Origin of the sequence: Streptomyces sp. NPDC006365, assembly GCF_042870755.1 — a bacterium.
In the GTDB taxonomy this organism is placed as follows: Bacteria; Actinomycetota; Actinomycetes; order Streptomycetales; family Streptomycetaceae; genus Streptomyces; species Streptomyces xiangluensis.
Map to the genome: position 1 here is coordinate 912,010 of NZ_JBIAHS010000001.1, position 21,658 is coordinate 933,667.

The window sequence follows — 21,658 nt, forward strand, 5'->3', positions numbered from 1 at the left end:
CATTTGTTCCAAGGGGCCTCACCCACAGCGTGGTCGGCGGCTTGACATCAAGACCCGCATATTAGAGGTGTCCAGCGCCGGCTGTTGCCGGACAACCTCAAGACCGGTGTGGACAAGCCCGACCTCTACGACCCGAAAATCAACATGGCGTATGCCGAACTACCCACCCACTACGGGGTGTTGGTGGATCCGGCTCGGACGTCCAAGCCCAAGGGCAAGCCCAGGGTGGAGCGGCCCATGCCCTACGTCCGAGACTCGTTCTGGCGCGGGCGGGAGTTCACCTCGATCGAGCACATGCAGGCCGAGGCGGTGACCTGGAGCCAGCAGGCCGCCCGGACGGCGAAAGTGCCGCCCGCTGGACGGGGCCGCCCCGCCGGCGGTGTTCGAGGCGCTGGAGGCCGCCGAGCTGCTGCTGTTGCCGTCAGGTCTTCCATGACGGCGAACTCGTCAAGACCCACGCGGCACTTGAGCAGGGCAAACGCACCGACCGTCACGACTACCCGCCCGAGAAGATCGCCTTCCAGATGCGTACCCCGGTCTGGTGCCGCAGCCAAGCGGCCGGACGGATACTCATGCTGGAGGTGGGCGGGAATCTGTGTCGTAGATCGTCTGTCAGCATGCGACTTCGCAGCTCGTCAGGACCAGCAGGGGCCGCAGGCGGGCGGTGGCGTGCGCCGCGTCCAGACGGAGCTTGGTGAGGATGCGTCAGTTTGTCAGGTGGGCGAGCCTTGTATGCGATGGCGATCGCGGAATGGTCGGGTCGCCGATGGGGCCGAGGCCAGCCACGCGCAGCTTCTCGGTGGTCTCATTGCGGCGGGCTGTAGTGACCTCCGAGGAGCGAGCCGAGCCGACCGGAACCCGCCCGTCGCGTTGTACGATCGACACGTCGGCCTCATGGACGTCCCGTGGCGAACTCGCGGGCCCGTTGTCGGCAGCTACGCAAGGACTATTCATGAGGCTGTCCGCATTCCGTGCTCCTGTCGTGCTCGCATTGGTTTCCGCGCTGGCACTGGCCGCCTGTAGTAACAGCAGCGGCACTCCTGAAGCCGCCCGCTCGGCGGGCCCTGGTTTTCCTTCGCCAACGCCTGATCTCATGGATGATTCGATCCAGGCGGTCCTCAACAAGGCCCTGCCCCGCGGCGGGAGCGGTACGATGATCGCCGCCCGCGGCGGTAAGGTCACACACTGCGCAGGTTACGGGATGGCCGATCGGGCCCACCGCATCTCCGCGAGTTGCGACACGGTGTACGACATCATGTCGATGACCAAGTCGTTCACGGCTGTGGCGATCATGAAGTTGCAGATGGCGGGCAAACTGCGGGTCAGCGACACGATCAGCAAGTTCGTCGGGCCTGTAACCGCGGACAAGCGCAACATCACGATTCACCAGTTGCTCACCCACACCTCCGGGCTGCCGGAGGCGCTGGGAGACGACTACGATCCGATCTCCCGCCAGGAGATGATCGACGGAGCCGCCAAGTCCAAGCTGATCGCCCTGCCCGGCACGAAGTTCGCCTACTCCAACCTGGGCTACAGCTTGCTGGCCGCCGTCATCGAGAACGCCTCCGGCACGGACTACGAGCACTTCCTGGCGAAGGAGATCTTTGCTCCCGCCGGCATGAAGCACACCGGCTACGTCCTGCCGCGCTGGGACACAGAGCGGATCGCGGTGGAGTACGACGAACAGGGCGTCTCCCAAGGGCGGCCGCTGGACCACCGATGGGCCACTGACGGCCCGTACTGGAACCTGCGCGGCAACGGCGGTTTGCTGTCTACTGCCCGCGATATGTACCGCTTCCACCGCGCTCTGACCGGCGACACCCTCCTGGACCGCGACGCGCAGGCCATGATGTTCAAAGCCCACGCCCCCACCGGCCTGCCGGGCTATGACGGCTATGCCACCGGCTACGGGTGGGGCATCATGCCCGATCGGAGCCTCGCGACCCACTCCGGCGGCAACGGCTGGTCCTACGGTGTGAACGTGCACGCCGTGCACGGTGACCTGATGGTGTTCTGGATAAGTAACCAGGCTGTCCAGGATGGGAAATGGGATCTCCAAGAGGTTGCCCGACCCCTCATACTGAAGCTGATCAAGCAGCTCCAAGCCGGCTCAGCCGGTCAGTGAGCGAATGCCGTCGTGATTGCGCAGTCACGGGGCTGGTGTGGGTCGGAAGTGGGGTACTCCCGCCGGCCGGGAGCATGATCGGCTGTAGGAGATCCTCTGTCACCTCTGTCACCTCTGGCCCTCTGTGCCCGCCAGGACGAGCAGGGCCCTCAGGAGTGTGGTCGCGTGACGGGCGTTCATGCGGACCTTGCTCAGGAAGCGCCAGGATTTCAAGTTTGCGGAGCCGTGCTCGACTGCGGCGCCTCCGCGGTTGAGCAGGCGGTTCGCTTCTTTCCCGGCCGCGGTCAGTGGGTGGTCAGGTCGTCGAAGCGCGGCGCACCCATGTCGTACGACGTGGGGCCGCCGCAGCGGCACTGCGTTGCGAGTTGCCCTGCGGCCGGTGATGATCACGGGATGGTCGTCGGGGCCGTCGTCCAGCCCGACGATCGGCGAGCCTCGAGAGATCCGAGGCCTGGTCGGTCTGTACCTGTCCCCAAGAGGCGTACCCGCGAGTCAGGCCAAGGTCCAGCTGTGCCCGCTCGACGGGCGTCAGGACGATGCCCGTCCGCTTCCCGGCGGCCTCGAAGAGCAAGTCCCTGGCGGCATTGGTCGCGTAGAAGTCAGCTTCCATCCGCGCCTCGCCCGGAGCAGCCTGGGCGAATGGCGGATCATGGCCTGGATGATGCGAGTACGATCCGCCATCAGCACCACATGATGCACGAGGAAAGGTAACTGCCATGTCCGAAGTCGAGTCAGTGACCACGGAACTCAAAACGCAGTACGCCGCTCAGGTGGCTGCGGACCTTGAGCGCAACGCCAAGGATCAGGAACGCATCGGCGCCGAAGTATCCGTACTCCAGGAGCAGTTGCTCGCCCTGCAGCGTGACCGTGCCCTGTTGGTGAACTTGCAGCAGGCGCTGAGCGGCGAGAGCGCCGAGGACGCCGGTCCAGGTTCAGACGAGACTGTCACGCCTGCGCCTTCGGTACCGCAGCAGGCTTCGGCGGAGCCCACACCGGCCAGGCAGAAGAAGGCCGCTGCCCCGAAGCCGAAGAAAACACCGGCCAAGAGCCCCGATACGAAGGCGCCCACAACTGGGGCGAAGCAGCCCACTCTCGTCGAGCTCATCCGCAACCATCTCGGCCAGCAGTCCGAACCGCGCTCTTCCGCGGAAATCAGCACCGCGTTGGCCGAGGCCCATCCCGACCGTGACATCAAGCCCAAGGTCGTACGCACCACGGTCGAAGGACTCGTAGCCAAGGGCCATGTCCGCCGCACCAAGCAGGGCTCGTCCGTCTACTACACGGCATCCGAGACTGCTCCGACGGATACCTCGCCGGAGCAGAAGGACCTGGTCACTGCCTGACGGAGAAGGCGCCCGTCGCGCACGACCGTCGCCACCGCCACCGCCACCGCGGAGCGGGAATTGCCGGAGCGTTGTCGCCTGTGCCCGCCCGACAGACCCGACCGGCGGGCACCGTCAGCACAACGGCAGAGGCGGCGCCGCTTCCCGTAGCCAGATGTAACCGCAGCTCGGGCTGGACGGTTGGGTGGCGCGTGATGGTGCCTCTCGATGAGGTCTGCGCGCTCACCAAGCAGCAGGAATACAATCTCACCGCTTGATCAGTAGCTTCCCTTCGGACGAGCTGCCTCATCCTGTTTGGTCGGCCATCGCTCGATGCTGTGCGGGAAGGCGCGGACAACCTCTCGATCCGGGACCGGAAGGCACGGAGCAGGCGTGGCCCAATGGCGTCTGCTCATCGGCAAGAGGGTGCGTAGAGATGTCGCCGGCGCCGGCCGCCACGGACGTGGTCAGCTCCTGGAGTGCCAGGGGATTTCCGCCTGCCACGCGGATCGTGCGGCGGGATCACTGACTCGTCCGCGTGCGGAGCGACGGCACGGGGGAGAAGCCAGGCGTCCTCGTCGCCCGGCCCACGGACCTCCATCGCCGGCAGTTTCTCCCAGGCTCCCTCGACAGGGTCGTTGACCGCAGCCAACCTGCGGGTTGCGGTAGCGGGCGGGTCATCACTGCCCGTCGAGGTCCTCACCGAGTTCGAGAAACGCTTCGACGCCCCGATCCTGGAGGGTTTCGGCGTGTCGGCGACCACTGGGGTGGCACCTTCAACCACCGGGACCGTCCGAGCAAACAGGGCTCGGTCGGCCTGTCGATCTGGGATGCCCAAGTCCGAAGTGGTGCGGGAGACGGCACCGAGGCCGCCGTCGAGTGCGGCGGGTCATGCGAGGACCGGCGTCTCGGTCCCTGCTGCGTCGCCCACTCGTGGTCTTTCCCGTACCGCGCCCCACGTTTCCCCGACTTTCTGTGATCGCCGCACCTGATCCCTTGCCAGCGACCGACGACCATCATATGGTCGTACGAACGTAAGGCATACGACCGTAATGCAAAATCAAGGGAGTACGTGATGGCGACAACTCGACCGGTGGCGCTCGTTACAGGTGCCTCATCGGGGATCGGCAAGGAGGCGGCCCGCGCCTTCGTCGCGGCGGGTTTCGAGGTGGTCGGAACCGGCCGCAAGACCTCCGGACTCACCCCGCCCGCCGGCGTGACGTACCTCGATCTCGACGTGGCCAGTGACGACTCGGCCACCGTCGCGGTCGCAGAGGTGATCGACCGGTTCGGACGCATCGACGTCCTGGTCAACAACGCGGGCATCGGCTTGGCGGGCGCCGTCGAGGAGAACTCCGTCACCCAGGCCCAGAACATCCTGAACATCAACGTCCTCGGCGTCATCCGTATGACGAAGGCCGTCCTGCCGCACATGCGTGCCCAGGGTGGCGGACGCGTCATCAACATCTCGTCCGTCCTCGGGGTCGCCCCCCAGCCCTTCATGGCCCTCTACGTCGCGTCGAAGCACGCCATCGAGGGCTACTCCGAGTCGCTGGACCACGAGGTCCGCGAGCACGGCGTCCGTGTCCTGATCGTCCAGCCCGCCTACACCAAGACCAGCTTCGACGCCAACGCCGCGCAGCCCGACACCCCGCTGCCCCTGTACGCGGAGCGGCGGCGCATCTTCGACGAGGTGATCGCGGAGGCGATGAAGGACGGCGACGCCCCCGCCGTCGTCGCCAAAGCGATCGTCACCGCGGCCACCGACAAGAAGCCGAAACTGCGCTACACCGCCGGCCCGCTGGCCTCACGCGTCACCACGGCGCGCCGCCTAGTCCCCGCCGGAGCGTTCGACAAGCAGATCCGCAAGAACAATCGCCTGCCCACCTGACATTCCGGTCAGGCTCCAAGAGCGCCGATGACATCCCGGTCCGGCTTCAAGGGCGCCGATTCCGGCCGAATGTCTCCGAGATCTCGCGTGTCGCCGAAAGTCCATTGATCAGGCACTCGTTGATTTGCCAAGGAGAGTCATGCAGCAGCAACGCCAGCACGCGGCCCGGCACCGTGCATCCAAGCGCAAGGCGTTTTCTGAAGAAGAACGTCGGAATCGCCGTGGCGGTCACCGCGACGGCGGCCGCCCTGGGGTCGGCGCCGTCCGCGTCCGCAGGGACGGGACCCTCGTACAGCAGATCTGTTGTCACCGACGTACGGACCGCGGCGACGTTCGACTACGCCGCCGGCGAGATCCCCCATAACATCACCGTCACCCCCGACGGCTCGGTGATCCTGTCCATGCTCGGCAGTTGCGTGGTGTGCCAGCGCACCCATGGGCCGTAGTTGATGCGTATCTCCTCGTCCGGAGAGCGCAGAGTGCTCGTCACCGGCCAGGTGGGTGAGGCGATCAGCGGCAACACCCGTGGCAGTGACGGCACCGTCTACTACAGCGTGTGGGCTCCGGGCGACGCGGCCAGGAACGGCGTGTACAAGCTGCTTGCGGACGGTACCCCTCAGCGCATCGCCACTCTGCCCGCCGACTCGGGCCCCAATGGGCTGGCCATCGACTCGGCCGGAGGCACCCTCTACGTCGCGGACAGCCTGAAGGGCATCATCTGGTCCGTTCCGGTCTCGGGCGGATCGGTGACCCCGTGGCTGACCGATGCCGCTCTGGCGCCGGTGCCGACCGAAGCCCTGCCGATCGGTGCCAACGGGCTCAGGTTCCACAACGGCGCTCTGTGGGTCAGCAACTTCAACAAGGGAACACTGTTGCGGGTACCGGTCACCACCACCGGCGCTGCCGGTTCCATCCGAGTTGTCGCGGGCGGCCTGCCCAACATCGACGATCTCAGCTTCCTGGCCCCCTGGTCCGATGTGGTGTTCGCGGCGCAGAACGGCTCCTCCTCGCAGAACGGCCCCGACAGGGTCGTGGTGATCTACCCGAACGGCACCTACAAGGCCGTTATGACCAGCGCGGACGGGCTCGCCTCGCCCTCCGCGACCGCGGTCCGCGGCGACCGGCTGTACATCACCGACGGCGGGGTCCCCGAACCCCACGACCCGAAGTTGCAGACCGCCAGGATCAACTTCCCCGCTCTCCTTGCAGGCGCGGCACACTGACCTGACCAGGGCGGCAGCCGGGGCGCAAGCCCCGGCCGCAATGGAGGAACGCATTGCGGTACACGAAAGAACACAAACAGGAGACAAGGCAGCGGATCATCGCGACGGCCGGCCGCCGGCTCAAGCGGGACGGCATCGACGGCTCCGGAGTCGCGACGCTCATGAAGGACGCGGGCCTGACCAACGGCACCTTCTACGCCTACTTCGCGTCCAAGGACGAACTCGTCGCCACCGCGGTCGCCGACCAGATGCGTGCACAGCACGCGAACATCGTCGCGCAGGCGGCGCCCGGCCGTGCCGGACTCGAACAGGTCGTGCGCTGGTACTTCTCCACCGATCAGCGCGACAACATCGAGGACGGCTGCCCCAACGCCGCCCTGCTCGACGAGATCGCACGCTCTACGGATCCCACCAGGCAGGCATACACCGACGGCGCGCTCATCCTCATCGACGACTTCGCCGCCCGCCTGGCACCCCACGATCCGCCGTCGGCGCGTCTGAAGTCCCTCAGCCTCCTCGGCATGCTCGCCGGGACACTGCAACTCTCCCGCGCCCTGACCGACCGGCAGCTCGCCGACGAACTCCTCGAACAGGGCATCCGCAACGCCCTCGCACTGCTGGATACCGAGCAGCACAACTGATCGATTCAGGCGGCAGTAGATCATCACACTCCCGGCAGTACCGCCGGCCCACCGCCCCAAGAGGAGTCTTCCATGAGCATCACCAGCCGCCCCGAGGCCCACGTCAGCGGCGGGACCGTGCGTGGCCGCAATGAGGACGGCCTCGCCGTCTTCCGCGGCATACCCTTCGCCCAGCCACCAGTCGGCGAACAGCGTTTCGCGGCGCCCCAGCCCGCGCTGCCGTGGAACGGGTGCGCGAGGCCGCCGCCTACGGTCCTCCGCCGCCACAGTCCTCGGCGTTCGGGCCCGTCCCGTCCTGGGAGGGCGGCGGGTACACGGAGTGGCTGACGGTGAACGTCTGGTCCCCCGCTTACGGCAGTGGACCCGCAGCGGCCCTGCCGGTCATGGTGTGGATCTACGGCGGTGCCTATATGACCGGGAACGCGGATCAGCCCGACGACGACGGGGCCGCGCTGGCTGCGCAGGGCGTGGTCGTCGTGACGTTGAACTACCGCATGGGCATGGAGGGTTTCGCGCATATCGAGGGCGCGCGGCCCAATCGGGGGCTGCTCGACCAGATCGCCGCGCTGGAGTGGGTGCGGGACAACATCGCCGCGTTCGGCGGCGACCCGGACCGGGTGACGGTCTTCGGCGAGTCCGCCGGGGCCGGCTCGATCGCGGTGCTGATGGCCATGCCCCGGGCCGCCGGACTGTTCCGGCGGGCGATCGCGCAGAGCGTGCCCGGGCACCTTCTTCTCCCCGGAACTGGCCGACGAGATGCTCGTTGCCGTGGCGCCACTGTGCTGGGGTTCGCGACGGTCTGATCATGCTCCACGATCGCGATCAGACAGCTCAGACAATGAGGTCGTCGGTCAGCTGGCGGAACAGCCAGGCGTGGTGGACCGAGGCGGGGCCGGTGGCGAGGATGCCGAACGGCTCATCGCGTACCTCCCAGCCGTGGCAGCAGAGGCACTACACCACTCCCTTGCCCAGTGTTCGGCCAGGCCCCGGCCCCTCGGGCAGCAGCCTGGACGGGACCCAGAAGGTCCTCCATGACCGCCGCTTCAACGGCCTGCAACACGCCAAAAAACGGCACAGCCCGAGGTCTCCGTGGATGGTCCTGCTTCCGCATCCGTCACCGTTGGCATGTCAACCGGAAGCCGTCGAACGCAGCGAGCCGGGCTGGGTCGATGCAATGCATCGACGAAAGCACGTCGTGGCGTGATCCCGTTGAAAGTTGGCATTCATGCCATGGCACCAGGGGAGTGGCAGGCAGTCTGCGGGGCGCCGGTTCGACACGATGGTTCGGCGGTGGCCGCGAGCAGGGCGGCGTCGTCGTCGACCCGGTCGGGGGTGTTCAGCAGTTCCAGAGCCCGTTCGGTGATCTGCTGGGGGTCGGGGCGGGCGGCGGCGGGCAGCGCGCCGCAGGTCTGGCGCAGGGCCGCCAAGCCGTCGTCAAGGGACAGCGCCCGGTTCTCCACCAAACCATCGGTGTACAGCAGCAGGCTGGTGCCGGGCGGGAACGCGACCTCGCGGTCGGCTGGGGTGCTGCCCAGTCCCAGCGGCAGCGCCGGGGGCAGCTCCAGGTAGGCGGTGTCGGCGGCTACCAGCAGCGGCGGCAGGTGCCCGCTGGCGGCGTAGCGCAGGCGGTGATGGTGGGGGTTGTAGACCGCGTACAGGCAGGTGGCGAAGCGATCGGTGGCGAGCGACTGCAGGTAGGCGTCCAGCCTGGTCAGCACCTGGGCCGGGCCGGCGCCCTCCAGTGCGAGGCTGTGCAGGGCGGAGCGGAGTTGGCCCATCACGGTGGCCGCTTCCACGTCGTGGCCCATGACGTCGCCGATGGCCAGTCCCACGGCGCCGTCGGGCAGGGGAAGCACGTCGTACCAGTCGCCACCGACCTCGGCGCCGCGGTTGCTGGCCCGGTAGTGGGTGGCCAGGCGCACGCCGGGTACCTGGGGCAGGCGGTGGGGCAGCAGGGCGCGCTGCAGGGTCAGGGCGAGGCAGCGCTCGTTGTGGTACCGGGTGGCGTTGTCGTAGGCCAGGGACAGGCGGTGGGCGAGGTTCTCCAGATACTTGTGTTCGACCGCGGAATAGCCTCCGGTGTGCCGGACCAGTACCAGGGCCCCCAGCGTCTGGTCGTGGGCGTGCAGCGGCAGGGCCAGCACGGCGGCGGGCGCCGGGTGCGGGCCGGCTGGGGCAGGGGCGGTGCCGTTGATCGCGTGGGTGGCGGCGGTGGCCAGGGCCTCGTGTGCAAGGAGGGGGGTGCCGGCGATGTATGCGGGGGGCGACTGCGCCGGGGCGGGTGTCGCGGCGGTGAGGTGGATGCTGATCTGGTCGGCGAAGTCGGGCAGCAGGATCTGGCCGGCAGTCTGCAGTATCCGGTCCGGGTCGAGGGTGGCGGACAGCCGCAGGCCCGCGTCGGCCAGGGAGGCCAGCACGGCCAGCTGGTTGCGGGTCTCGGTCAGGACCTGTTCGCGTAGCCGGAACAGTTCCAACCCGGTGCGGACGCGCGCCAGCAGCTGGCGAGAGGAGAAGGGTTTGGCCAGGTAGTCGTCGGCGCCGGCGTGCCGGCCCTGCACGGATTCCTCCTCGCCGGCGCGGGCGGTGAGCAAGACGATGGGCAGGCGGGCGGTGCGCGGGTCGGCGCGCAGCGCCCGCACCAGCTCGAAGCCGTCCATGCGGGGCATCATCACGTCGCTGAGCACCAGCTCCACCGGCTGTGCCAGGGCCATCTCCAGGGCGGCCCGGCCGTCGGGGGCGAGCAGCACGTCGTAGTCGGGCTGCAGGAGCTGGGTGAGGTAGGCGCGCATGTCGGCGTTGTCGTCGACGACCAGCAGGCGGGCCCGGTGGGGGAGGTCTTCGTGCGGACCGGGGCCGTGGGGGGCATCGTGGTTCGCGGGGGCGTGCGGGGTGCGTGCCGCGGACGTGGTGGCCGCGGCGGGGACGGGATCGGCCGCCAGCCAGCCGAGCGCCTCGTCCACATAGGCCGCGGCGCGGCCGGGTCGGCCGCTTCCGCCTTCCCCGGCGGTTTCGGGGAATCCTGCGTCGGCAGCGGGCGGGGCCGGGCGGGGCCGGTGGGCGGCGGCGAAGGGGAGGTCCACGGTGACGGTGGTGCCCTGGCCGAGCCGGCTGTCCACGCCGACGGTGCCGCCGTGCGCTTCCACCAGGTCCTTCACCAGCACCAGGCCGAGACCGCTGCCCTCGTGGGAGCGGGAGCGGGCGCCGCGGACTCTGTGGAAGCGCTCGAACAGGCGCGGCAGCTCGTCCGCGGGGATGCCGGTGCCGGTGTCGGTCACGGTCAGCCGGGCCCGGTCGCCGACCGCGGCCATCTGCACCCGAGCGCCGCCGGTGAAGGTGAACTTCAGGGTGTTGCTGAGGAGGTTGAGGATGATCTTTTCCCACATCTCCCGGTCCAGGGACACCGGCTTGGGCAGCGGCGGGCAGTCCACCTCCAGTGTCAGCCCGGCCGCCTCGAAGGCGGAGCGGAACACCCCGGCCAGCTCGGCCGTGGCACCGGCGAGGTCGACTGGCTCGAGGGCCGGGCGCATCTGCCCGGCCTCGGCTCTGGCGACGTCCAGGAGGGTGTTGACCTGCTTCAGCAGGCGCAGGGCGCCGCGCTCGGCCAGCTCCAGCTGCTCGCGCCGGTCGGGCCGGTCCTCGTCGGCCAGGGCCTGCTGGAGCGGGCCCAGGAGCAGGGTGAGCGGGGTGCGGAGCTCGTGGCTGACGTTGGCGAAGAAGGTGGTCTTGGCCCGGTCCAGCTCGGCCAGCGCCTCCGCCCGCCGGCGCTGCTCTTCGTGCGCGAGCGCGGCCGACTCGTGCGCGAGCGCGGCTGACAGCGCCCCGGCCACGGCGGAGGCGAGCACCTCCAGGAAGTCGTGGTAGGCCCCGGCCGGTGGGAAGCAGGGGTTGACGCCCACTACCAGGACGCCCTCCACCTGGCCCGCGCAGTGCAGCGGCAGGGCCAGCGCCTGCTCGACCGGGAGCCGGGGGGCCGCGGCGTGCTGCCCGGCCGTGCTGCCGCCGGTGAACGCGGCGGCCGGCAGCGTGGCCGGGGCACCGTCGGCGACCACCTGCGCCAGCCGGGCCGCCACCTCCGACCCGTCGGCTGCGCTCAGCGAGACGGTCTCGGGCGCCGACCGGAGCCCGGCGGAGGCCGCCGGGCGCTGCATTCCCGGTTCGGAGGCCAGGTACAGGCCCAGAAACGGGACCTCCTCGGGGTAGGAGCCCGCCACCTCGGCGACCACGCGGGCGACCTCGCCCGGGGTGGGCAGCCCGGCCGTGCGCGTGCCGGTCTCGCTCAGCAGGCGCAGCCGGCGCTCACCCAGTACCCGGCCGGTGGTCTCGGTGAGGATCTGCAGCACGCCGCCGGCGGTGCCGTCGTCCAGCAGCACGGGCTGGAAGGCGGAGTCGAAGTAGCACTGCTCCAAAAAGCCGTGGCGCTCCATGATGAGCAGCTCATCCGGGACCAGCAGGGGCTGGCGGGTGCCGGTCACATAGTGGAAGTGGGAGCTCACCGGGTGGGCCCAGACCTCGGGGAACACTTCCTTATAAGGCTTGCCGAGCGCCCAGGGGTGTTTGGCGCCGACGATGGGTGTGGAGCCCAGGTTGTACAGCGTGGCGAATTCAGCCCCCCAGTACAGTGCCATCCCATGCTCGGAGGTGAGCATCAGGCGCAGAGTGTCCACCAGGGGCCCCGGCCAGGAGACGGGGGGCCCGAGCGGCGTCGCCGCCCAGTCGATCCCTGCCAGAAGCTCGCCGAACGTGCCGCCCTCGGCGAACACCCGGGCCGCCGCGGTGCGCGGGTCATCGGGCCGGGTCATCGAGAAATCTTCCTCCTGGCGCCTGTGCGATCCGCCGCGCCCCCCCAAGGCTGCCGACAGCCACTCGCTGCGGACCTCCCGGGCAGATCGGACGCCGGATCCGATGGTTCTGACTACACGTCTGCCCGAATTGTAAAAATTAAACAATTAAAAGGCTATTTGCCCAGCAGTGTACGCCTGCAGCCTCACGTCGACGGCGGTGATCGTCGACTCGCCGTCCCTGCGGGCGGCCGACACAGTCGGCGCCGACGGACCAGCGACGGACAAGACCGGGACGGCGGGAAGAAGATGGCGGGCCGCAAAGGCACGTGGCTCACGCCCTGTCCCTTGGCGAGGTCCTGCGGTTTGAGGGCGTCACCGGGGGCGTCAGCGGGAGCAGGCCCACGCTGATGCCTGCCGCCGGGAGCACGTGATGAGCGAGGTCGTCGACCGCGTCCTGAAGCTGCTGCGGCACCCGACCGAGTCCGCCCGACGGCAACCCGATCCCGGGCCTGGAGGAACTCGGCGGGAAGAGCACAGTGGATCCGTTCCCAGCCCTCAGAGGTGCCCGACTGGCTGTTGGACGCCCCGGTGCGGCGCAGCCTGACCATCGTGACGGCCGGACTTGAGGCGTTCTCTTTGCCGCACTCCAGGCCGTGGAGCAGGCGCTGCCGGAGTACCGCAGCAGGGCCCTCGGACGGCTTGGCCGGACCGAGGAAGCCGAGGCGGAGGCGCGGAGGGCGACAAGACGGAGCAGAACCGCTGGTGGTTCCGGGCCTTCGGGCCAACCCGAACGGTGCGGACGCCATTGCGGCTGCGACGAAGGCCGCCGACGCTGCCTTGGAGCGCACCGCGAAGTACCTACTGGTGACGCCGCTGGAGCAACTGCGCGAGCAGACGGCGGCCGCACCGAGAAGGCCGGGCCCGCGTCGTGGTCGGACCGGCTCACCGGGCTCGCCGTGCGCCCGCTGGACGGCGACACGGCCGGGACGGTGATCGCATGAGCACCGAGCTGAGCGGGTCGACCTCGCGCGCCAGGCCCTGGTCGCGGCCCGCGAGGCTGCCTGGAAGAGCAGAGCAGCGCCGCCCCAAGGAGCATCGAGTGGCACAGGCCGCGGGCTCACGGTGCTCGTCGTCGTGGGTCCGCCGTGGTGGATACGGCTCAGGGGGTGTCGTGGATGGTGGTCGCTGTGCCGTTGGTGATCTTCACCTCAGCGGTGAAGCCCTTCTTGGCTGCGCTCTCCAGTTCGGTTTCCGTGCACTCGGTGCCGCCCTCTTGTCCTTCCCCTACCCCCGGGCCCCCGCAGACCTGGCCGTAGCCCCAGATGTCAGTGTCCTCGGCGACGAAGAACTGCTGTGGGACGCCGTGCTCCTCGGTGACCGTGTACTTGCCCGGCGCCAGGTAGGAGACGGCTCCGTGCCAGGTTCCGTTGACGCCCTTGCCCTTGTTGATGCCCTCGATGGCCGTGTCCCGGGAGCCGGAGCCGGAGCCGGTGCTGGAATCGGACTCGGATCCGGTGCCGTCCTCGGACTGAGCGGCACGCCGCTCGGAGACGAGCGTGGCGACTCCGTCCTTCATCTTCACATCTGCGTTGACGGCGCCCTTCTTGGCTGCCGTCTCCAACTGGTCCAGCGTGCACGGGGCGTCGACCTTCGACTGCGCGTCCCCGCATATGGTCCCCACGCCGTAGACCTCGGTGTCTTCAGCGACCCAGAACTGCTGGTCGTTCTTGCCCGGGGCGGTCACGATGTACTTGCCCGGCGCGAGGTAGGTCACCGTGCCGTTGCTGAACGTCCCGCTGACTCCCTTGGACATGGAGCCCTTGGCATCTCTGGAGCCGTTGGAGTCCGTGGCCTCGGCCTCGGCCTTGTCCGCGACCGCGGCAGAGTCCTTGGTGCCCTTGCCGGAGGACGAGCCGCCGCTGGTCGCGGAGTCGTTCTGGCAGGCGGTCATCAGCAGCCCGGCCGTGACGGCGGCGGTGACGACGGCGGCCTTGCGCAGGTGGCGGTTCATCATGGGAAGTCCTTCCGATGTGAGGGGTAGCGGGGGCGCCGGTGCTTGTGCCGTTCTCCCGCTGTGTGACCAATAAGAGGGCACGCCAGTCCCGCAGGTCACGCCCGTCCTCGCATCAGGACATCGCTGTCATACGGCCGTGACACAGCAACACATCGGTCGCCGAGGCTGCAGCCCGGCGCGCCGGTTGGCGACAGGTGAGTTGGCGTTCGGCGCATCGGCTGGAAACGCGATCCGACGCCGACCACGGCACGCTTTCCCGCCCCTCTTTCGATTTGGCCGCCCGACTGAAGGACTGCGCCACGGGCCCCGCGGCGCCGCGCCCACCAGGACAGGCGCGGCGCGGTGGCCGCGCGGACGGCCTGCCCGAACGCCTCCCAAGGCCGCTTCCAGGCGCGCTGTGTTCTCCACCGCCCAGCGGCGTTGAGCAGTTGCTCGGTGGCGACGGCAACGGCCGGGACCCTCACCGCCGTCGGCGCTGCGCAGGCCTCCGCCGAGTCGCAAGCGAATGAGTGGACGACAATCAGGCGATTGCTGAAGGGCGATTGCTGAAGTGGGACGCCAGCTGTCCCTGTGTCCAGCTGCTGCGGGTGGTCGTGACTTCGGGAGACGTGTCAGCCGTGGTCGTGAAGGACACCGTCAGCTTCGATGTTCACCACTTTGGACAGCACCTGCCGCCTGCGGGGGAAGGCAGCTGTGGGAGGTGGTTGGACGTGAGAACTGACGAGGTGGGTGCTCCACGGGTCCGGGCCAGCGGTTGGTACGGGATCGAAGTGTGCAACGTTGATCTGATGCGCGTCTGACCCAAGAGCGGGTGCTCTCGGTGCCCTTCGCCCAACAGGCGCAACCTCCGCCATCTGTTGCGTCTTCAGCGCGTGGCCCGGTCTGCTGCTTCTCGGGTGATGTCGGCGTAGAGGCGAAAGAGGGTCGGCCGGGCTTCGCCGTGGTCGCGTTCGGGCAGGGCCGCCCAGCACCGGGCGATGAGCTCCCGGGCATGGGTGCCGGGCCAGGGCTGGGGCAGGAGCTGAGGCGGCAGCAGCGGGTCGGGCTCCATGGCACGGGTGAGCTCGGCCGCCAGCTCGACAGCGATGGTGAGCAGTTCGGACGGGGAGAGTCCGGCAGAGCCGGTGAGCCGGTCGAGGCGGGGCTGGGCGATGCGGCTGAGGCGGTGGTAGCGGTCGGCGATCTCCTGCAGGGGCCACAGGCGGCGGGCAAGTTCGGCAGGCTCTTGGGCGTCGCCCCTGCGTAGGTCGGTCGTGCTGAGGAGGGTGAGCGCACCGTGGGCGCCGAGGCGGTGCGCCGCGTCTTCGATGTACGGTTCCCAGGCGTTGGCGCAGACGTACAGTCCGCCCTGGAGCGGGGCGCCACCGAGGTGGACGAGTGTCTCGCGCAGGGCGTCCCGGGCCGTGCGCGCCGATTCGGGCACGGCGAAGGCGGCCAGGTGCCAGACGCCGTCCCAGGGGGCGAGCCCGGCGTCCTGGCGGAATGCGTGCCGCAGGAAGTCCGCGTTGGGGGCCAGGGCTTGTGTGGTGTCTTCCGTGGCGTGCAGCACTGCTTTGCGACCGCGGCCTTCGTGGGTGAACCGGCTTTCGGCCACGAGGCGTTTGACGCACAGCCGTACCTGCTGGTCGCTCATGCCGAGGGTCGCGGCGACGGTGTACAGCTCGTCCGCGCTGACCGTGCCGTCCTCCCGGATCATCGCGTGGACGAGCATGCGGGTGGGGATCTCGACGTGGTCGCTCACGGTGTGCGCAGTCCTTTCGGCCCATCCGCCTCGACGGGGCGGTGCATGGTGGTCACCGCGCCGAACCCCAGCAACCTGCGGAGGTAGGGCGTGCGCTCGGTCCGTACGGCCGTGAAGCCGCGCCGCTCGTACAGGGCTCTGGCGCGCGGATTGGTGTCGATCACGTCCAGTCTGATCTCCCGGCAGTCCTGCTCGGCCGCGACTGCGGCCACTTCCTCGATGAGCAGGGTTCCGACACCACGTCCGCGCACGTCCGGGGCAACGGCGATGCCGTCCATGACGAGCTGTCCGGGGGCCGGGTGGCGTTCGAACACGGCGAGGAGGAGGAGTCGGTGCAGTCCTCCCAGGTGTCCGTACGCGCGCAGCACGGCGGAAGCCGACCCCCCGGTGAGGGCCCGCCCGCCGAGCTGGTAGCCGGCGAGGCCGACGAGCTGCCCGTCGAGGAGCGCGCAGACCGCGCGATCGGCGTTCAGGTGGGCGGCGATGAAGGGCACCGCCTTGCCCGGCGGGTTCAGTGCGGGACCGAGTTTGCGGCCGAAGGCGTCCCAGTACAGCTCGGCCGCCCGCCGCTCGGCTCCGGCCGGGACGCCTCGCTGGACGGCCACCGGTCCGGTCCCGGGACCTGTCGTGTCCAGTCCCATGCCGTGCCCCCCTTGTCCTTGAACTCAAGCCCAATCTATCAGACTCCTTACGATCGTTCTGATGATGATAGTTTCTGGCTCGTGAGATTTGGTTTCCTGCGCAGACCCGAACAGAGGCGGTCCTCCCATGTGTCCAATGCCCCAGCCCCGACGGCGCGGGCTCCGCATCGCCGTGTGGTCACTCGTCACGGTCCTGGTCGTGGCCGCCGGTCTCGTCGGTGTGGTGCTGTGGCAGAACTCGTACGACATGGACGAGCAGCGGGTCTCGATCCGCCACGGCGGCCACACCCTCAACGGCGTACTGGCCACCCCCAAGGACGGCCGCAAGCACCACGGCCTGGTCGTGTACGTCCACGGCGACGGTCCCGTCGACGCCACACACGACGACGGTTACAAGCCCATGTGGGAAGCGAACGCCAAGGCCGGGTACGCCTCTTTGTCCTGGGACAAGCCCGGCGTCGCAGGCGCACCCGGCAACTGGCTCGACCAATCCATGGACGACCGGGCCAACGAGGCAGCCGCCGCCATCACCTGGGCACGCGCCCGCCCGGACATCGACGGCGACCGGATCGGGCTCTGGGGCGCCAGCCAGGCGGGCTGGGTCCTGCCGAAGATCGCCGCCAAGACCCCGGTGAGGTTCGTCATCGCCGTCTCGCCCGCGATCAACTGGCTCCAGCAGGGCCGCCACAACCTCCTCGCCCAGCTGCGCGCCGACGGCGCGTCGGCAGCACGCACCAAGGCCGCGATCGCCAAGAGCGACACCACCCGCCGACTGCTGAAACGCCACGCGACCTTCGAGGAGTACGTCAAGGCCACGCGCGGCGACACCGACGGCATGACCGCCGACCGCTGGGGCTTCATCTCCAAGAACTACACCGCGGACGCCACGCAAGACCTGCGCGCCCTGCGCGGCATACCGGTGCTGCTGACCCTCGCAGGCCATGACATCAACGTGGACACCGCCGACACGGAGCGCATCTACCGCAAGGTGCTGGACGCAGGCGGTGCGCTGACGGTCAAACGCTACCCGGACGGGGCCCATTCACTGCTCAAGCAGTCCATCGAGCAGTCGGACGTCAGGACCACGCTCACTGCACTCTTCTCCCCCCGCTCGCTCTTCGCGGACGGATTCCTGGACGACCACCGACAGTTCCTGAAGAAGCCCGGCCGAGGCAGCACCGCCACTCTGCGAGTGACACCGCCACGGCACCGGACCTAGGACTCGAGCTGGTCGACTTGCAGTCCACCCCGAAGGGGGCTGACGATCCAGACCTACCGCACCACAGGCCGCCCGCAGTACGAGACGGCCACGGCCTGAAGCAGGTGACACAGGTCTGCTGGAGACGAGAGGCGCTCGGCGTCTTCCGGATCATCGCGGCCTCCGACCTCGCCGCCGCGCTCAACCGCGCCCGCACCCACTCGCAGGCCGGTGGCGCCCTTTGACCTGTGCATATGCGCCTCTGAGGTACTCCGGGGGCGACCGTCCGCCGTACGTTCGACGTGCCACTTCGGGCGTCGTGCCATCGGGTTCACTTCCGGCGCACGCTTCACGCGTGAGCGATGAGTTTGGGCGGCGGATCAGGTCTGCCCTGGCATGACTCGAATCATCGCTGACATCTCGGTCTCCCTCGACGGCTTCGTCACCGGGCCCGACCCCAGCCCGGACAATGGTCTGGGCACCGGCGGCGAGGCCCTGCACACCTGAGCATTCTCCGGACGCAAGACCGGCTACGGCGCCGGGGAGGTCGGCAAGCCCGCGTTCGTCGTCGTGACGAGCTCGCCGCCGGAGTCGGTGCGGCTCACCGACCAATGATGGAGGAACGACATGAACAGCACGAGTGACATCGGGGGCGTCGCAGGCCCGGCATCGGGCCGGACCAGCCACGCCCAGCGACTTCGCGGGCTCGCCGGCACCGGCCTCATCGCCACGCTCGCGGCGACGGTGGCCACCACCCTCGCCGCGGCGCTTGCCCAGGCTGTTGGCGTCGACTTCGAGGTCCCCGATGGTGGCGAGACGATCCCGTTGTCCGAGTTCGCCAATTCCAGGTCCGTTTTCTTGTTTCTTGGTCAATTCGAAAGCTGAGTCGCGTGTGCCAAAAAGCACAGGGCACCTTGCGGGCATGAAGACCGAACGCCACCCGCTCCTGTCGGGGGCGCACCGGTACCCCGGTCACGTTTCAGCGCGCCGAGCGGCAGAAACCGTGAGGCGTTGAGTACCGATGCGGCACGCGCTGGCGGACCGGCTCGTAGTAGCGATGAAGCTCCGGTGTATCCCTTCCTTCGAGCATCAACACCTACCTGATGCGATGGGCGCGGCAGAAATACAAACGGCTGCGGGGCTGCAAACGCTTCCGCGCATGGTGGACCGGACTCGTGCAACGAGCGCGGGGACTCTTCAAGCACTGGGCGTGGGACCGCGAGTTCGTGTGGGCTCGATGAGAAGAGCGGAGTGACGGGAAGAATGTCACGCTCCGTTCTGTGGGAGCCCGGGGGTGCCCCCGGGCCACCCGATCCCTCAGCGTGAGCTGCTTAGGTTGCCCTCACTCGTGGGGTGAACGGCTCATTCGGCTGTGCGAAGGGTTGTTACGCTGCCGCGGTGACCCTGCCGACGGTCCAGCAGACGCGTGCACTGCACGAGAAGTACGCACCGACGCGTGAGGCTCTCGACCTTGTGTACACGCACTGCGAGATCATCTGCCGCATCGCAGAGAACCTCATGGCTCGCACTGTCCTCCAGCTTGACACTGCCCTTGTGCGTGCAGGCGCACTGCTCCACGACATCGGCGTCTACCGGCTCTACGACCATGCCGGACGTCTCGATCACAGCAACTACATCCGCCACGGAGTCCTCGGCCACGAGATCCTCCGCCAGGAGGGCTTCCCAGAGCGCCTCCGCCGCTTCTGCTCCTGCCACACAGGAGTCGGTCTCACCAGGCACGACATCCGTGAACAGCGGCTGGATCTACCTGTGGCCGACTACTTGGCCGTGACCGTGGAAGAGCAACTGGTGATGTACGCGGACAAATTTCACAGCAAGACCACGCCCCCGAAATTTCTCGCTGCCAGCTCCTACACCGCGCACCTGCAGAGATATGGAAGCGACAAAGTCCGCACATTCCACCGACTGCAGGTCCAGTTCGGCGAACCTGACCTCACGGCCATCAGAGATGAGTTCGGTCACCGCCAAGCGTGAGGTGAGTCGAACGATGCCCCGAACGTGATCGCTCGTACGGGGATTCCGGGGACGCGAACGCGGCCTCCATCTGATCCTGTGCTCCGACCAAAGAGGCACTTGACCAGCACGAAGGCCGTGGGGGAATGAGTCTGCTGCATCACGATGTCCGGCGTGAAGCGTCCGCGGTGGCGGTAGGCGGGAAGACTTCTTCGACTGCCTGACCGTGCGCGGGACACGCTGTTCGAGCTGACGACGCTTTGCTGTGTGCGGACGGGCCGGTGACCACACCGGTGGACCTCACACTGACGGCCGAGCACCGGCGCGGGCACGGCGCGATGTACGACGCACTGAACAGCGGGGATGTCGATTGCCGCAGCTGCGGCAGGTGCTGGCCGGGCTGCCGCGGCCCAAGGCCGCCGACGAACGCCTGGTCCTGGCAGTGGACGTCACCCACTGGCTCCGGCCGGACGCGGCCGAGCCCGGCCGGCTCACCCCCGCACGGGTCTGAGGACGGCCTTGACGATGTCGGTGATCCGGGTGGTGCTGCAGCGCAGCGGGCGCCAGCCTTTGAGCGTGGCCATGGCCTGCTCGCCCATGGCGCGGATCTTCGCCTGGGCGACGTTGTCCGCCTGCTTGCCGGCGGACAGGTTCCGGTGCTTGCCGCGGAAAGAGACGACCACGGTGCCTCCCGCATCCTGATATCCCTTGTCCGCAAAGCACTTGATGCCTGCCTCGGCCAGAGCGCCGATGCGCGGTAGGTGCGGGCGGCTGTGATGTCGTGGGCGGCGCCGGGTGCCTGATTCCGGAGCGGAACCGGCAGATCAACCTTTTGTTCGGCCACGGCCGCGGCATCCGCGTTCAGCCCGGCCGGGATGAAGATTTCGACCAGCTGCATACCGACTACTTCGCGGTTGGGACCGCGCCCGTGCAGCCCTGTTCGCGGACAGGCCCGCACTGGTGACGCGGCCCAGTGCTAGGTCCGTCGAACCGACGCGGACGTGGGGCTGATCGTCACCCGGGGACTTCATCCCTTCCCCTCCCAAGGCGCCAGCGACCGGTCTCCTTTGTGAGTGGTGTCGAGGCGCTTGCCCGCCGAGACGGTGCCGCATCAGCGGAACAAGGGCCCCGCAGGCCGCCAGCCACAGCTCGCGCCACCAGGCCACGTCGATCACTGCCGGCGGGCTCGTTACGTCCCGCCGCACGCAAGGCGAGTACGGCCTGCACCGACGGGTGTGCGGCCGGCTTCCCGGAAGCCTGAGATCCGCCTGACTCCACCTGGACACCGTGCGCCCGTGGTCATCCGCCGCTCACCCGACTTGCATGACGAAACCGATCGGTTTACGGTGGTGAAACCGATCGGTTTCTATCTGTATGGAGGTAGTCATGACAGTGATCAAGGGCGCCACCGTCTTCGTTACCGGAGGCAGCCGGGGTATCGGCAAGGTGCTGGTCGAGGAGCTCTACGCGCGCGGTGCCGGCAAGGTCTACGCCACGGCTCGTGACCCGCGCACGGTGACGCACCCCGGTGCCGTTCCGCTGGCGCTCGAGGCCACCGACCCGGCGTCCGTGGCGGCCGCCGCCGCGCAGGCCCAGGACGTCACCATCCTGATCAACAACGCCGGGGCCTCCGTCCGCGCCTCGTACCTCAGCTCCCCGATGGAGGAGCTGCGCCGGGATCTGGAGACCAACTTCTACGGGCCTCTGCTGGTCACCCGAGCCTTCGTACCGGTCATCGAGCGCAATGGCGGGGGTCACATCCTCAACGCCCACTCCGTCCTGTCATGGCTGGCCGACGGCACGCCCTACAGCGCCTCCAAGGCCGCCCTGTGGTCGCAGACCAACTCCCTGCGCCTGGAGCTGCTGCCGCGCGGCATCGCGGTGACCGGGCTCCACATGGCCTACGTGGACACCGACATGACCTCGGGCGTCGACGCACCCAAGGCCGCCCCCCGCGACATCGCCGTGGCCGCACTCGACGGCATCGAGGCGGGGTCGCACGAGGTGCTGGCCGACGACACCACCCGCTGGGTCAAGTCGCAGCTGTCCGCCGACCCGGAAGCCATGTACGCCCAGCTGGCGAAGTAGTAGCACGCACGTACGCACT

At 68.7% G+C, this 21,658-nt stretch carries 14 protein-coding genes and 6 pseudogenes; 15 read left to right on the forward strand and 5 right to left on the reverse strand.

The genetic code is table 11. From position 1 onward, the window contains the following. Positions 1 to 66: 66 nt before the first annotated feature. The 8 genes and pseudogenes from ACFYO0_RS04250 to ACFYO0_RS04285 form a co-directional block, all read left to right on the forward strand. Positions 67 to 557, forward strand: a pseudogene (locus ACFYO0_RS04250) (IS21 family transposase); the annotation flags it as partial. Positions 558 to 952: 395 nt separating this feature from the next. Next, positions 953 to 2,125 carry a serine hydrolase domain-containing protein gene (locus ACFYO0_RS04255; RefSeq protein WP_388670253.1) on the forward strand — a complete coding sequence of 391 codons (1,173 nt, stop codon included), beginning with the start codon at positions 953 to 955 and terminating at the stop codon, positions 2,123 to 2,125. Between the two features lie 716 nt (positions 2,126 to 2,841). Next, positions 2,842 to 3,468, forward strand: coding sequence for a BlaI/MecI/CopY family transcriptional regulator (locus ACFYO0_RS04260; RefSeq protein ID WP_388670256.1), 627 nt, complete (start codon positions 2,842 to 2,844; stop codon positions 3,466 to 3,468). Between the two features lie 1,054 nt (positions 3,469 to 4,522). Beyond that, entirely contained in the window at positions 4,523 to 5,338 is an 816-nt protein-coding gene (locus ACFYO0_RS04265; RefSeq protein WP_388670259.1) for an oxidoreductase, read from the forward strand. 221 nt (positions 5,339 to 5,559) lie between these two features. Continuing rightward, positions 5,560 to 5,784 carry a hypothetical protein gene (locus ACFYO0_RS04270; RefSeq protein WP_388670262.1) on the forward strand — a complete coding sequence of 75 codons (225 nt, stop codon included), beginning with the start codon at positions 5,560 to 5,562 and terminating at the stop codon, positions 5,782 to 5,784. A gap of 3 nt (positions 5,785 to 5,787) precedes the next feature. Further along, positions 5,788 to 6,561 (forward strand): hypothetical protein, encoded by a 774-nt coding sequence (locus ACFYO0_RS04275; protein ID WP_388670265.1) that lies wholly within the window; start codon positions 5,788 to 5,790, stop codon positions 6,559 to 6,561. Between the two features lie 53 nt (positions 6,562 to 6,614). Then, positions 6,615 to 7,202, forward strand: coding sequence for a TetR/AcrR family transcriptional regulator (locus ACFYO0_RS04280; protein ID WP_388670268.1), 588 nt, complete (start codon positions 6,615 to 6,617; stop codon positions 7,200 to 7,202). A 72-nt stretch (positions 7,203 to 7,274) separates the two neighbouring features. Next, positions 7,275 to 8,005 (forward strand): annotated as a pseudogene (locus ACFYO0_RS04285) (carboxylesterase family protein). Positions 8,006 to 8,425: 420 nt separating this feature from the next. On the opposite strand, the gene ACFYO0_RS04290 reads toward ACFYO0_RS04285, so the two are convergent. Next, positions 8,426 to 12,001 (reverse strand): SpoIIE family protein phosphatase, encoded by a 3,576-nt coding sequence (locus ACFYO0_RS04290; RefSeq protein ID WP_388670271.1) that lies wholly within the window; start codon positions 11,999 to 12,001, stop codon positions 8,426 to 8,428. A 361-nt stretch (positions 12,002 to 12,362) separates the two neighbouring features. On the opposite strand from ACFYO0_RS04290, the pseudogene ACFYO0_RS04295 reads away from it, so the two are divergent. Further along, a pseudogene (locus ACFYO0_RS04295) lies at positions 12,363 to 12,606 on the forward strand (iron dependent repressor, metal binding and dimerization domain protein); the annotation flags it as partial. Positions 12,607 to 13,142: 536 nt separating this feature from the next. Here the strand turns inward: ACFYO0_RS04295 and ACFYO0_RS04300 are convergent. The 3 genes from ACFYO0_RS04300 to ACFYO0_RS04310 all read right to left on the reverse strand — a co-directional run bounded on the left by ACFYO0_RS04300 (position 13,143) and on the right by ACFYO0_RS04310 (position 16,379). Beyond that, a complete protein-coding gene (locus ACFYO0_RS04300) occupies positions 13,143 to 13,997 on the reverse strand; it encodes a hypothetical protein (protein ID WP_388670274.1) in 855 nt (284 codons plus the stop codon). Positions 13,998 to 14,862: 865 nt separating this feature from the next. Continuing rightward, on the reverse strand, positions 14,863 to 15,738 hold the full coding sequence (locus ACFYO0_RS04305) for a PaaX family transcriptional regulator C-terminal domain-containing protein (RefSeq protein WP_388670277.1): 876 nt from the start codon (positions 15,736 to 15,738) through the stop codon (positions 14,863 to 14,865). Beyond that, the gene (locus tag ACFYO0_RS04310; RefSeq protein WP_388670280.1) at positions 15,735 to 16,379 is read right to left on the reverse strand and encodes a GNAT family N-acetyltransferase; all 645 of its coding nucleotides are present in this window, start codon (positions 16,377 to 16,379) and stop codon (positions 15,735 to 15,737) included. The genes ACFYO0_RS04305 and ACFYO0_RS04310 overlap by 4 nt, the downstream gene beginning before the upstream one ends. Before the next feature lie 136 nt (positions 16,380 to 16,515). Between ACFYO0_RS04310 and ACFYO0_RS04315 the strand changes: the two genes are divergently transcribed. The 5 genes and pseudogenes from ACFYO0_RS04315 to ACFYO0_RS04335 all read left to right on the forward strand — a co-directional run. Beyond that, entirely contained in the window at positions 16,516 to 17,598 is a 1,083-nt protein-coding gene (locus ACFYO0_RS04315) for an alpha/beta hydrolase family protein (protein ID WP_388670283.1), read from the forward strand. A gap of 375 nt (positions 17,599 to 17,973) precedes the next feature. Then, a pseudogene (locus ACFYO0_RS04320) lies at positions 17,974 to 18,183 on the forward strand (dihydrofolate reductase); the annotation flags it as partial. A gap of 21 nt (positions 18,184 to 18,204) precedes the next feature. After that, positions 18,205 to 18,462, forward strand: a complete 258-nt coding sequence (locus ACFYO0_RS04325) for a DUF6069 family protein (RefSeq protein ID WP_388670286.1) — start codon at positions 18,205 to 18,207, stop codon at positions 18,460 to 18,462. Between the two features lie 513 nt (positions 18,463 to 18,975). Next, on the forward strand, positions 18,976 to 19,572 hold the full coding sequence (locus ACFYO0_RS04330; protein WP_388670289.1) for an HDIG domain-containing metalloprotein: 597 nt from the start codon (positions 18,976 to 18,978) through the stop codon (positions 19,570 to 19,572). Positions 19,573 to 19,697: 125 nt separating this feature from the next. Next, positions 19,698 to 20,026, forward strand: a pseudogene (locus tag ACFYO0_RS04335) (transposase); the annotation flags it as partial. Positions 20,027 to 20,042: 16 nt separating this feature from the next. Here ACFYO0_RS04335 and ACFYO0_RS04340 read toward each other — a convergent pair. After that, positions 20,043 to 20,347 (reverse strand): annotated as a pseudogene (locus tag ACFYO0_RS04340) (transposase family protein); the annotation flags it as partial. Between the two features lie 590 nt (positions 20,348 to 20,937). Here ACFYO0_RS04340 and ACFYO0_RS04345 point away from each other — a divergent pair. Further along, entirely contained in the window at positions 20,938 to 21,639 is a 702-nt protein-coding gene (locus ACFYO0_RS04345; RefSeq protein ID WP_388670292.1) for an SDR family oxidoreductase, read from the forward strand. The last annotated feature ends 19 nt before the right edge of the window (positions 21,640 to 21,658 follow it).

What these genes read in the sequence shown, in the direction of transcription:
- ACFYO0_RS04255 (WP_388670253.1), top strand. Translation starts at nt 953, where the DNA reads ATGAGGCTGTCCGCATTCCGTGCTCCTGTCGTGCTCGCATTGGTTTCC.
- ACFYO0_RS04260 (WP_388670256.1), top strand. Translation starts at nt 2,842, where the DNA reads ATGTCCGAAGTCGAGTCAGTGACCACGGAACTCAAAACGCAGTACGCC.
- ACFYO0_RS04265 (WP_388670259.1), top strand. Translation starts at nt 4,523, where the DNA reads ATGGCGACAACTCGACCGGTGGCGCTCGTTACAGGTGCCTCATCGGGG.
- ACFYO0_RS04275 (WP_388670265.1), top strand. Translation starts at nt 5,788, where the DNA reads ATGCGTATCTCCTCGTCCGGAGAGCGCAGAGTGCTCGTCACCGGCCAG.
- ACFYO0_RS04290 (WP_388670271.1), bottom strand. Translation starts at nt 12,001, where the DNA reads ATGACCCGGCCCGATGACCCGCGCACCGCGGCGGCCCGGGTGTTCGCC.
- ACFYO0_RS04300 (WP_388670274.1), bottom strand. Translation starts at nt 13,997, where the DNA reads ATGATGAACCGCCACCTGCGCAAGGCCGCCGTCGTCACCGCCGCCGTC.
- ACFYO0_RS04310 (WP_388670280.1), bottom strand. Translation starts at nt 16,379, where the DNA reads ATGGGACTGGACACGACAGGTCCCGGGACCGGACCGGTGGCCGTCCAG.
- ACFYO0_RS04315 (WP_388670283.1), top strand. Translation starts at nt 16,516, where the DNA reads ATGCCCCAGCCCCGACGGCGCGGGCTCCGCATCGCCGTGTGGTCACTC.
- ACFYO0_RS04325 (WP_388670286.1), top strand. Translation starts at nt 18,205, where the DNA reads ATGAACAGCACGAGTGACATCGGGGGCGTCGCAGGCCCGGCATCGGGC.
- ACFYO0_RS04345 (WP_388670292.1), top strand. Translation starts at nt 20,938, where the DNA reads ATGACAGTGATCAAGGGCGCCACCGTCTTCGTTACCGGAGGCAGCCGG.